Here is a 13,036-nt window from a genome sequence, read left to right on the forward strand (position 1 = left end):
CGACTTAAACATCTTATTATGTTTTTTATTAAATTAAAGTTTGATATAGATTTACTCAAATATTAACACAAAACAATTTAACAATGGAAAAAAGAATCGAAAAAAAGAACATAGATCAATTTAGAAACTATTCTTTTAAAAATTTAAATTTAATATTTGGGGGAACAACTGATGGTAACGGTAACGGTGATGGCGATGATGATGATATCGAAAAGAAAGGTTTAAAAGTACCTACACAAGGAGGTCATGTAGAAGGTGATGGAAATTAAAATAATATTTCTACACTTTATAAAACTTTTACATTTTAAACAATCTGTTTAATCTGTAAAAGTTTTTTTAATAGCTTTATAAAATGAAAAAAGCGCTACTATTTTTATTGCTTTCGCAAGCATTTTTTGGATGTAAAAAAACAGAGAAGCAAGTAATAATTTACAATCCACCATCAATACAAGGAGTTACAGCTAAAAATAATTATTTTGGTAAAATTGTTGTGGATCCATACAGAAATCTTGAAACCGTTAAGGATTCTACAATTACTAATTGGTATAAATCTCAAACGAAATATAGTCAAAGCTTTTTAAATAGAATTAAAGGAAGAGATTCTTTTATCAAAAAAACTTATGAGCTTGATAATAGAAAATCATTCTTAATAAGAAGACACCATTTAACAGAAAATAACAACAGATACTATTTAAAAAAAAATATAGACAAAGATTTCTACAGACTGTTTTTTAAAAGAGAAAATGACCCTGAGGAAACATTACTATTTGATCCTAGAACATATAAAGAATCAACAAATAATGAATATGAGATTAATTATATTAAACCAAGTTGGGATGAAAAATATATAGTGGTTTCATTATCCTATTCAGGTAAAGAGCTGTCTGAATTAATAATTATTGATATTAATACTAAAAAACAACTTCCTGTTGTGTTAGAAAATGCATGGCCATCTTCTTACTTAGGGATTAATTGGTTACCAGATAGCAGTGGTTTTACCTATTTATATTTCCCAAATTCAGATTCAAATAGCATAGATTTTAAAAAGAATAATCAATCTGTTCTATATACTTTAGGACAAGACGCTAAAAAATTGAATTATATATTTGGAAATAGAACACACCCAGAATTAAATATCTTAGCTACTGAGCATCCTACAACTAGTATTAACTCTTCAAATGACAAATATCTTATAGGGTATCTTTCTGGTGTAGATAATTTTTGGGACGCTTATTATGCAAAAATAAATGATATTAAGAGCGGTAAATTAAATTGGAAGCCTTTATACAAAAAAGAAGACAAGGTTAAAACAAGCAGAGGTCTTTTTGTAGAAGGAGATTTTATTTTTATGTCTGGTAATAAAGCTGATAATTTTAAATTAGCTTCAGTAAATGTTAATGATTTAAATTTTGATAATCCTAAGGTTTTATTTGAAGAAAAGGATAATGAAGTTATTGAGACTTTTAGGGTTAATAAAAATGCTATTTATCTAGCAACTAGTAAATATGGGATCGAGTCTTTTTTATATGAGATTTCAAGTGATAATACTAAAAAAATTGAATTACCTAAGAAAGCTGGAAGCATCAGTTTGTCTCATAAATCTATTAATTATGATGACTTATGGGTAACAATAAGTGGATGGACTAGCTCTTACGAACGTTATAAATATGATTCAAACACAAATACATTTAAAGAGGATTATTTAACAGATAAAATTGAATATCCAGAATTTAAAAATATTATTGTAGAAGAAATTAGTGTGCCTTCATATGATGGAGTACTAGTTCCTCTATCTATTATTTACGATAAGAACATTAATAAAAACGGAAAAAATCCTTTACTTCTCTTTGGTTATGGAGCATATGGAGATGGAATTAGTCCTTTTTTCTCTCCAATTTTCTTACAGTTCATAAATGAAGGAGGTATTTTATGTGTGCCGCATGTTAGAGGCGGAGGAGAAAAAGGTGAGGAATGGCGTAAAGGAGGATTTAAAACAACCAAATCAAATACATGGAAAGATTTAATTGCATGTACAGAATATTTGATAAATAATAACTTCACTTCTAAAGAAAAGACAGCTATTTATAGTGGAAGTGCAGGTGGTATTATGGTTGGAAGAGCAATGACAGAACGACCAGATTTGTTTTCTGTGGTTATATCTGAAGCAGGAGTGCTTAATCCCATAAGAATGGAGGTACAACCAAACGCTGGTGGATCAAATATTAGGGAATTTGGAAATGTTAAAGATTCAGTTGAATGTAAGGCATTAATCGAAATGGATGCTTATCTACATATTGAAGACAGTGTTGATTATCCTGCAACCTACCTAACAGTAGGAATGAACGACCCAAGAGTTGTTCCTTGGGAAAGTGGTAAATTCGCTGCTAGACTTCAAAACAGTAATAAGCTTAAAAAACCTGTTTTATTATATGCAGATTTTAATACTGGTCACTCTGGTAGTTCAGACAAAAAGATGTATGAAGAATGGGGTAATGTTTTCTCTTTCTTATTTTGGCAAACAGGACATCCGGATTATCAATTAATTCCTATTAAATAAGTTTTGCTCCCTCCCAAGAAATCAAAGCGAGTAGAAAAACAAAAAACGGTTTGGTTCGATGTTCAAGAAAGGTTTAAAACACATGTAACTCACTGATAATCAAACTATATTGGTTCGATAATAAGTCCTTAAGGGGAGCAAAAATTAACCCGATACATTGTAGTATCGGGTTTTTTTGTTGTCAATTTTTAATATTTTCTTGTTTAAAGTTGAGTTTCTTAAAGTCCAAGTTTATTGGCTACAAAATGACCAACAGATTTACCTTGATCTAAACCATTATCAATAGCAGCTCTATAATGAATACCGCCATAAAGTCTACTTAAAGCTGCTTCTGCTGATGCATCATAAAAAGATTTAAAATTTCTTGGCGGTAAACCGTAAGGAATTTCTGAAGTATCGTTAAAAGCAAAGTTATCACCAAATAGTTTGGTTAAAACAACCGATGCGGATCCAGAAACTACTGAATGGCCACTAACATACTCCGGAAAAGGTGGTGTTTGTAAAATAGGTAACCAATCTGGATCAATGTGTTGGTTTATTACTGTTTCTGGACGAATAAGGTTACTTCTATATTTTTCGTCCCAACAACTAATAAAAGCATCTGCTATTGCGATAGATGTTTTTGTATATGTGTTTACTGTCTCCTCAAAACTAGACTTTGTTTTTTTAGAGGCAATTTGAGAAATTAAAATCCAATGTGCGCCTGGAGATATTTTTTTTGTAGCAAACATAAAATGACCTCTAGTTACAGATACGAAAGGATTACAGTCCCAAAACTGAGCAATTTCAATTTCTTCAGTATTATCTCCTTTTTTTGTTATTTCTTGACTTACATTATAAACTTCTAATACTTCTTGATAAAATTTTGAATCTTTTTTAAGTGAAAACTCTGGTGGAGGAATAGGTTTAAATTGTGATGCAGAGTCTAATATAAAAGGTCTTATTTTGTTCCAATGTGGTTCTACTCCATCCATATAACTAGGTGGTGTTGGTTGCCATCTTGATGGGTCTTCCATATCTACAGTAAACTTTGGCATAGTCCTAGTTTCCTTGTAATTATCTTTATTCATCCACTCAGTGATATGACCAATTACTTTATCAGAATAGTTTTTTGTAATAGTAAATTCTTCTTTGTTAATTTTTTTCCACTCTGTGTACAAGCTATCTTTATAATGATCTAATTTATCTTCAGAAAAAATTAGTTTTTTACTAATTTCAAGATGAGCTATTAGTGCTGCTAATTTTAAGTTTACACCTTCTGTAGTGTTAACCTTTGGTATTGTTGTAAATTGATTAAGCTTTTTATCTAAAGTTAAAAGTTTAGGGTTGTCTTGTGCTAAAATTTCATATGCAGCAATATTTGGATACACAAAAACTCTACTTGCTACAGGAGGAGAAAAGATATCATGTATCATAATATCTATTATTTTATTTACAGAAGCATGGTATTGTTCTGGTGCAATAATTATCTGTTTGTTGCTTTTTGTTTTACAGCTACATAAGAATAAAGTTAAGCTAACTGTTATTAAAATTTTCAGAGAATATTTCATTAAAATGGCTATTTAATTTTTAGCGTTAAGCAAAATAAATGAAATATATGTTTCTTACAATTTTTATTAAAAAAATTGTTTTATTGTTGTTTTTTGTGTTAGTATTTATTTTTAATTAAATATGTTAACATTTTTATTGTGATTATGTAATTAGTTAGGAATTTTGATTATTATAATAAAATAAAAAAGCTCCTTGAATTAACTCAAGAAGCTTTTTGTTGTCTTTAAAAATACTATAAAGTATTAAAGAGTTTTATTACTTTAATTGATTAACTAGTCTTATTTTTTTCTTTAAGATTAGTTAGCATCTCTTTTGTAATAGCATCTAGATCAAACTTATGTTTCCAATTCCAGTCTTGTTGTGCTTCAGTGTCGTCTATACTACTTGGCCAAGTATCTGCAATTGATTGCCTAAAATCAGGTTGGTAAGATATCTTGAAATTTGGAATTTCCTTTCTTATAGAATTAGCAATTTCATCTGGAGTAAAACTAATTCCGGCTAGGTTATAAGAGGATCTGATTTTTACATCTTCTTCTTTAGCAGTCATTAATTTAACCGTTGCATCAATAGCATCATCCATATACATCATTGGTAGTGCTGTTTTTTCACTTAAAAAACATTCATAAGATTCTTTTTTTAATGCTTCATGATAGATTTCTACAGCATAATCTGTTGTGCCGCCTCCAGGTAAGGTCTTCCAACTTATCAAACCTGGATATCTTATACTTCTTACATCTACATTATACTTTTCGTGATAATATTCGCACCAACGTTCTCCTACTTGTTTTGTAATACCATAAACAGTTGTTGGTTCCATTACGGTTCTTTGTGGAGTGTTATTTTTAGGAGTAGTAGGTCCAAAAACGGCAATACTTGAAGGCCAAAAGATTTTTTTTATGGCTTTGCCTTTTGCAAGATTTAAAACATGAAAAAGAGATTGCATATTCAAATCCCAAGCTTTCATAGGGTATTTTTCTCCTGTTGCACTTAAAATTGCAGCCATTAAGTAAACGGTATCTATGTTGTGTTTTTCGCAACAAATTTTAAGTGATGCATAATCCATAGCATCAATAATTTCAAAAGTACCAGAATTAACTAAGTCTACGTTATTGTAATTAATATCACTAGCAATAACGTTTTTATTGCCATAAATTTCTCTCAGTTTATAAGTTAGCTCAGATCCTATTTGGCCACAAGCCCCGATAATTAATATTTTTTCGCTCATTTATTAAAGGATTATGCAAATTTCAGCTCAAAAGTAAGAACAATTTTAAAGATATTTCAATAAATAAATGCTAAAAGTTAGAATAAAAGATTAGTTAAAAATTAAGGTTTAAAACTAGTATCTTATATATTTGTTTTTAGATATATTTTAAGTTATGAAACATCTATTTATCATCTTGCTTTTGTGTGCTTTATCTGTTAGTTGTAAAGATAAAACAGATCAATCTTTAGTCGCAGAACAAAGTCAACAATCTGACTCTTTAAATATAAAAAAAGAGGATATTAATAAAATAAATTATGTAGATATTGGGTTGGACGCCAAAACAAATTCAATAATGCCTACATGGCAAGCTTATCAAACTTTATCGGATGCTGTTCAAAGTTTAAAGCAAGCAGATTATTCTTTTTTTAATACAGATATTGAAGTTTTTTCAACAGCCATAAAAGATTTAGAACAAACTATTCCACCAAGTATTAAAACACAGTCTATAGAAGCAAGAGTTTTAGCTTTTAAAACAAAATTGTTAAATCTAAAAGATGTAAATAGCCTTGATTTTATAGATAAAAAGGATATTCTTTTTGCAACAAAAGAAGTTTTTGTTGCTTTTTCTAACCTTAACTTACAGATTAATAAAAAGCTAGAAAAAGATAGTCAAAATATAGAAAGACCTTATTAGTTATGAAACATTATGCTCTAATATTTTTGATGTTAATGTCATGCACATTACTAAGCCAAAACGATACTAAAACAAAAAAATCAATTTATAAAACAATAGATGCTTGGCATGAAGCAGCTGCAAATGCAGACTTTGATTCTTATTTTAAATTAATGACAGAAGATGCTGTATTTATTGGTACAGACGCTACTGAAAATTGGCATTTAGAAGAATTTAAAGAGTTTTCTAAACCTTATTTTGATAAAGGAAAGGCTTGGAGCTTTACTTCTTTAGAACGTAACATTTATTTAGATAGTAACAAAAATCTAGCTTGGTTTGACGAAATTTTAGATACGCAAATGGGACTATGCAGAGGATCTGGTGTTGTTGTATTAACTGAAAATGGATGGAAAATAAAGCATTATGTTTTATCTATTACAATTCCAAACCCAAAAGTTAAAAATGTCGTAAATATCAAAAAAAACACAGATAGTTTGTTAAAGCAAAAGCTTAAACTAAAAACCGAATAAAAAATCGTTTTTTGGATTTTAGCTTATTTTTTTATCTGTTTGTCAGGTTTTTAAATAAAATCTTATATTTTTGTTTTAAAAATAAGTTAAATGAAAAGAGTATTACTTTTTGTATTTACATTATTACTTTCAGTTTCTATCCAAGCACAATTTAACGAAAGCGCTCCTTGGATGAAAATGTTAAATACATCCAACAGGTCAAGTGACAATCCTTTAAAATTTCAACAAATTGTAGATGCTTTCAATAATTATTGGTTAACACACGATAAAAATCAAAAGGGAAGTGGATATAAACCATTTAAAAGATGGGAAGCGTATTGGTCTAACTTTGTAAAAGAAGACGGGACTTTACCTACTTCGGAAGAATTATGGAATACCTATCAATTAGTACAAAATCAATCTCAAAACTTACGTAGTAGTAATATTCTAATAGATGAAAGTAATTGGATGCCAATAGGTCCATTTACACACACCAATACCGGTTCTTGGTCTTCTGGTCAAGGACGAGTTAATGTTATCGTTAAAGATCCAAATAATCCATCAACATTTTATGTAGGAGCACCTGCTGGAGGTATATGGAAATCTACAGATGCTGGTTTAACATGGAATACAACAACCGATAATTTACCTCAAATAGGTGTTTCAGGAATTGCGGTAGATGTCAATAATTCTAATATTATTTACATAGCAACAGGAGATGATGATGCAGGAGATTCTTATAGTGTTGGTGTTATGAAGTCTACAGATGGTGGTCAAACATGGAATACTACAGGTTTAAATCCTGCTAACTCACCAAGCTCTATGAATGACATATACATGCATCCATCTAACTCTAATATCTTATGGGTAGCAACTAATAGTGGTGTTTTTAAAACTACAGATGCTGGTGTGACTTGGTCTAATCAAAACTCTTTAGGAGGAAGTAATGGTACAGCTGGATTAAATATTAAAGACATAAAAATACATCCAACAAACCCAGACATTATTTATGCAGCTTCTAGTAGCAGAATTTATAAATCAACTAATGGCGGAGAAAGCTTTAGTTTAGTTTCAAGTGGCTTACCTAATAACGGCGTTTCTAGATATGTAATAGATGTAACTCCTGCTAATCCAAATGTTGTCTATGCGTTAGCAGCAGATAATTCGTATAACTTTTTAGGGTTATATAAATCATCAGATTCTGCTAATTCTTTCACAAACGTAGCTTCATCTCTTACTGTCGGAGATATATTTGAATCTCCACAAGCTTGGTATGATATGGCAATGACTGTATCAGATACTAATGAAAACGAAGTGTATACTGGAGTACTTAATATCTGGAAAACTACAGATAGTGGAGCAACTTTTACTAAAATAAATAATTGGAGTTCTCCTTTTTCTAGTTCTTATACACATGCAGATATTCATTTTTTAAGATTTTTTGACGGAGAATTGTTTGCAGGAACAGATGGAGGTTTTTATAAATCAAGTAACGGAGGTACAAGTTTTACAGACCTTACTGCAGGTATGCAAATAAGTCAGTTTTACCGTATATCTGTATCAAAACAATCTTCAAGTAAAATGGTTGGAGGTTTACAAGATAACGGTGGACACGCTTTTTCTAATGGACAATGGCAAAACTATTATGGTGCAGATGGTATGGATACTGCAATAGACCCTAATAACTCTAACTTATATTATGGTTTTACACAAAATGGAGGAGGATTGTATTATTCTACAAACGCAGGTGCTTCACTAACAGGTAATGTAAGTGCTCCTGCAGGAGAAAGTGGTAACTGGATAACTCCTTTAACAATGAGTGCTAATGGCGAATTATTTTCAGGTTATAATAGCCTTTACAAATTACAAGGTGGAAGTTGGGTAACAGTTTCACCTTCTTTTGGAACTAATATAGATGTTTTAGAAATAGACGAAATTAATCCTAATAATATTTACGTAGGTACTAATTCTTCATTATATAAAAGTACAGATAATGGTGTAACATTTAATTTTACTTATTCGTTTTCTTCAAATATTACTTCTATAGAAGTTAATAATACAGATAACAATATTATTTATGTTACAACATCTGGTGTTGCAGGTCAAGTTTATAAATCTGTAGATGGAGGGATTAATTTTACAAGTATCTCAACAGGCTTACCAAATGTGACAAAAAACAGCATTAAACATCAGGCATTACATACTAAAAACCCTTTGTTTTTAGGAACTAGTTTAGGTGTATACAGGTATGATGATGATACTTTAATGTGGGAATTATTTAATAATAATTTACCAAACGTATCTGTAAGAGATATAGAAATTAATCTAATAGATAATAACATTACAGCAGCAACATATGGAAGAGGTATTTGGCAATCAAGTATTCCTTATGAGTTACCTCAGGATGACGTTAAATTAGTTTCGGTTTCTGGAATAGGACAAACAATTGAATGTAACGCAAATTTAGCACCACAAGTAGAGCTTTTTAATAACGGACAAAATACGATTACATCTATCGACTTAACTTATAATATAGATGGCACACCTAATATGTTTACTTGGACCGGTACATTAGCATCAGAAACTTCTGTAACAGTAACTTTACCTTCATTTACATTGTCAAAAGGAACACATTCATTTAACGTGTCATCTACAATAAATAATGATGCTTTTGCTGAAAATAATAACTCAGAAACTTCATACATAAAAGCAAACGCGTCTGGAGCAACACTTGTAGTTAATACTTTTGAAACACCTGAAGAAGTATTATTAGTTTATGACGAAGGTACTACAAATCAATACTGGCAAAGAGGTTTGGCAAATGGCACAACCTTAAATAGCTCTGTAAACAGTACAAATGTATATGGTACTAATTTAAATGGTGATTATGCAGACAATACAAAAAGTTATTTAGTATCAGAATGTTTTGATTTAACAACAGTGTCATCACCAACGTTAGAATTTGATATGGCTTTTGAATTAGAACAAGATTGGGATATTGTTTATGTAGAATACTCTTTAGATCAAGGTGCAACGTGGAGTTTGCTTGGATCAAGTACAGATGTAAACTGGTATAATAATGGACTAACATCAGGAGAAAATGGAACTTGTTATAATTGTCCAGGAGGACAATGGACTGGTGAAAATACAACTATGACACACTATACTTATAATTTATCTGCGTTTGGTACGGAGACTAACTTTATGTACAGATTCGTATTTCATTCAGATCAAGTTGTTAACGAAGAAGGCGTGATCATAGATAATCCAATTATATCTGGTATATCTTTAAGTACAGAAACTTTTAATAGTGAAACATTTAAAGTATATCCAAACCCTTCTACAGGTATATTTAATTTAAAGACTGATAGCGTTCAGCAATTAAGCATATCAGTAATAGATATAACAGGTAAAGAAATATTTAATCAACAAAACGTAAATATTCAAGACAATAATTACAAAATAGATTTAAGTGATTATTCTTCAGGTGTTTATGTTTTAAGTATTAAAACTTCAACAACAACAACAATTAAAAAGTTAATCGTTAAATAAAAGTTAATATAAACTTAAAAAAAGCGCCTTTCAAACTTATGTCAGGCGCTTTTTTTATATCTTGAGTCGCGTAATAACTAACATAGTCAATACTTATAACAATGAAATTCAACTTTAAAAATTTAGCATTATTGAGTGCTTTAGGCGGTGTTTTTCTTCTTGGTTGTAAAGAAGAAAAAAAAGCTGAAGAGATGGAAACAGCTCAAGTAGAAGTTTTGCCTGGTATAAATACAGAGTATATGGATACTTCTGTAAAGCCTAGCGAAGACTTTTTTAGATTCGTAAACGGAAAGTGGTTAGACACTAACGAGATTCCTGCAGATAGAACAGTATGGGGTAGTTTTAACGAGTTAAGAAAAAAAACAGACGAAGATGCTTTAGCAATCTTAAAAGAGGCTATGTCTAATGATAAGGACTTAAAAGGTATCCAAGTTGTACCAGGTTCAGATCAAGAAAAAGCAGTGTTTTACTACCAAACTATTATGGATACTGTAGGTCGTAATAAAGCAGGTTTAGAGCCAGTAAAACCATATTTAGCTAAAGTAGAAGCAATAAATAACATTGAAGACTTACAAAACTATATGATAGAGATGGAGCCAGCTGGTGGCGGTGGTTTATATGGTGTAGGTGTTGGTGCAGATCCTAAAGATAGTGACCGTAATGTAGCTTATTTAGGTGGTGGTAGTACAGGTTTACCAGACAGAGATTATTATGTAAAAGATGATGCAGATTCTAAAGAAAAAAGAGAAAAGTATGTAGCACACATTACTAGAATGTTACAGTTTTTAGGAGACTCAGAAGAAGAAGCAAAAGAACAAGCAGAACAAATATTAGCTTTTGAGACGCGTCTTGAAGAAGCTAAAATGGATAAAGTAGATAGACGTGATGCTCGTAAACGTTACAATCCAAGATCTATAGAGCAAGTACAAGAAATGGTTCCAGAAGTAGACTGGAAAAAATTCTTTGCTGGTGTAGGCTTAAAAGATTTAGATACCGTAATTGTTGGCGATTTAGGTTATTTTAAAAGATTACACGAAGTATTAGCAGATAATAATGTAGATAACTGGAAAGCCTACTTAAAATGGAATACATTTAGAAGTGCTGCAGGCTACTTAAGTACAGATATCGAAACTGCTAATTGGGAGTTTTACGGAAAAGAACTTAACGGTGCAAAAGCACAGCGACCAAGAGAAGAGCGTGCTTTAGCAGCTTTAAACGGAACTTTAGGAGAAGCTTTAGGTAAATTATATGTAGATAAAAAGTTTCCGCCAGAAGCTAAAGAAAAAGCAGAGAAAATGATTAAAAACGTGATTCTTGCTTTTGAAAAACGTATAGAAAAGCTTGACTGGATGAGTCCAGAAACAAAACAAAAAGCTATCGAAAAACTAAAAGCGACTAAAGTTAAAATTGCGTATCCAGACAAATGGAAAGATTATTCTGATTTAGAAGTTAAAAGTGTAGAAGAAGGCGGATCTTACTTACAAAACTCTTTAAACGCTAGAGTTTGGAACTTTAATGAAGATATTAATAAGTTAGACAAACCAGTTGATAAGTCAGAGTGGTACATGGCACCTCAAATTGTAAATGCATATTTCAATCCATCTTATAACGAGATTGTTTTTCCAGCAGCTATTTTACAACCACCTTTCTATAATTTTAATGCAGACGATGCTGTAAATTACGGTGGAATAGGAGCAGTAATTGGTCATGAAATCTCTCATAGTTTTGACGATTCTGGTGCGCGTTACGATAAAGACGGAAATCTTAACAATTGGTGGACAGACGAAGATTTAAAACAATTTGAAGCTTTAGGTGAAGACCTTGCAAATCAATATTCAGAAATTGAAGTGTTACCTGATACAAAAATCAATGGTAAGTTTACTTTAGGTGAAAACATTGGTGATTTAGGAGGTGTTTTAGCGGCTTACGATGCTTTACAATTAAGCTACGAACAAAACGGTAGACCAGAAGAAACTATAGATGGATTTACACCAGAACAACGTTTCTTTATGAGTTGGGCAACAGTATGGCGTACAAAAATGCGTGACGATGCTTTAAAAACAAGAATTAAAACAGATCCACACTCTCCAGGAATGACAAGAGCTGTACAACCTTTACTTAATGTAGATGCTTTTTACAAAGCTTTTGATATTAAGGAAGGAGACAAAATGTACATTGCTCCAGAAGACCGAGTTAGAATTTGGTAATCGATAAAGATTTATAAATAAAAAAGCCTTCAGTTACCTGAAGGCTTTTTTTATAATTTCAACTTAAAACTACTCTTTAGTTTCGGTAGCTGTTTTTGGTGTTTTTTGTTGTGTTAAAGCATTTTTAGCTAAACTAGCCATATTAAAATTAGGTGCTAAAGCTAAAGCTTCGTCTAATTTTTTAATAGCTAAATCTATATTTGCTGCTTTATCTTGGTTGTATTTAACTAATGCGTCTAAATAGGTAAAAGCTGCTTTTAAAGGTACTGTGTAAGGTTGTTGCGTTTCGTAGTAGGTTTTTCCTTGTTTTTCTTTTATACCAGGCATACCTAAATTAATATAGGCTTTAGCTTGTGTTAGATTATTAATATTAAGGTTAAGTTCTGCAATTTCATAAGCCACTAAAGCATTTTTTGTTTTATTGTAAATTTTAGTGTAAAAAGGAATTGCTCTTTCAAATTCACCTAAGTTTTTTAGTGCTACCGCTTTTACTTCTATTGCAATATCAGAATCAGAATCTTTATTATCAATTCCAATAGTATTTAAAGCTTGCGAAAATTTATTGTTTTGAAGATAGATGTAAGCTAAAGTATCTTTTCTTGCTTCAGATGGTTTTAAAACGTTTAAATGCGTCATTGCATTAATAATACCTTGTACGTCACCTTGCATTTGCATTTGTTGGTAATACGCTTCGTAATGCTTTATTAAAGCGTCATTATTTTGAGCAGTAAGACTAAGGCTAAAGCAAAAAATAGATAAATAAATTATGTGTTTCATTTT

9 protein-coding genes are annotated in these 13,036 nt (G+C 30.8%); 6 read left to right on the plus strand and 3 right to left on the minus strand.

Annotation, left to right across the window (positions count from 1 at the left end; all coding sequences use genetic code 11):
* Positions 1-83 precede the first annotated feature (83 nt).
* Together FHS04_RS04355 and FHS04_RS04360 are read left to right on the plus strand one after the other, a co-directional pair.
* Complete coding sequence (locus tag FHS04_RS04355) at positions 84-269, plus strand: hypothetical protein (RefSeq protein ID WP_106680354.1); 186 nt, start codon at positions 84-86, stop codon at positions 267-269.
* Between the two features lie 83 nt (positions 270-352).
* On the plus strand, positions 353-2,557 hold the full coding sequence (locus FHS04_RS04360; RefSeq protein WP_106680352.1) for a prolyl oligopeptidase family serine peptidase: 2,205 nt from the start codon (positions 353-355) through the stop codon (positions 2,555-2,557).
* Between the two features lie 218 nt (positions 2,558-2,775).
* Here FHS04_RS04360 and FHS04_RS04365 read toward each other — a convergent pair whose 3' ends face one another.
* The gene (locus FHS04_RS04365) at positions 2,776-4,107 is read right to left on the minus strand and encodes a vanadium-dependent haloperoxidase (protein ID WP_106680350.1); all 1,332 of its coding nucleotides are present in this window, start codon (positions 4,105-4,107) and stop codon (positions 2,776-2,778) included.
* Positions 4,108-4,376: 269 nt separating this feature from the next.
* A complete protein-coding gene (locus tag FHS04_RS04370; protein WP_106680348.1) occupies positions 4,377-5,333 on the minus strand; it encodes an NAD-dependent epimerase/dehydratase family protein in 957 nt (318 codons plus the stop codon).
* Between the two features lie 154 nt (positions 5,334-5,487).
* On the opposite strand from FHS04_RS04370, the gene FHS04_RS04375 reads away from it, so the two are divergent.
* The 4 genes from FHS04_RS04375 to FHS04_RS04390 all read left to right on the plus strand — a co-directional run bounded on the left by FHS04_RS04375 (position 5,488) and on the right by FHS04_RS04390 (position 12,256).
* Complete coding sequence (locus FHS04_RS04375) at positions 5,488-6,009, plus strand: hypothetical protein (protein ID WP_106680346.1); 522 nt, start codon at positions 5,488-5,490, stop codon at positions 6,007-6,009.
* Between the two features lie 35 nt (positions 6,010-6,044).
* A complete protein-coding gene (locus FHS04_RS04380; protein WP_244906297.1) occupies positions 6,045-6,518 on the plus strand; it encodes a nuclear transport factor 2 family protein in 474 nt (157 codons plus the stop codon).
* A gap of 90 nt (positions 6,519-6,608) precedes the next feature.
* Complete coding sequence (locus FHS04_RS04385; protein ID WP_106680342.1) at positions 6,609-10,049, plus strand: T9SS type A sorting domain-containing protein; 3,441 nt, start codon at positions 6,609-6,611, stop codon at positions 10,047-10,049.
* Between the two features lie 101 nt (positions 10,050-10,150).
* Positions 10,151-12,256, plus strand: a complete 2,106-nt coding sequence (locus tag FHS04_RS04390) for a M13 family metallopeptidase (protein WP_106680340.1) — start codon at positions 10,151-10,153, stop codon at positions 12,254-12,256.
* 69 nt (positions 12,257-12,325) lie between these two features.
* On the opposite strand, the gene FHS04_RS04395 is transcribed toward FHS04_RS04390, so the two are convergent.
* Positions 12,326-13,033 (minus strand): tetratricopeptide repeat protein, encoded by a 708-nt coding sequence (locus FHS04_RS04395; protein ID WP_106680338.1) that lies wholly within the window; start codon positions 13,031-13,033, stop codon positions 12,326-12,328.
* Positions 13,034-13,036 lie beyond the last annotated feature (3 nt).

It is taken from the genome of Mesoflavibacter zeaxanthinifaciens subsp. sabulilitoris, from assembly GCF_014191595.1.
Classification (GTDB): Bacteria; Bacteroidota; Bacteroidia; order Flavobacteriales; family Flavobacteriaceae; genus Mesoflavibacter; species Mesoflavibacter zeaxanthinifaciens.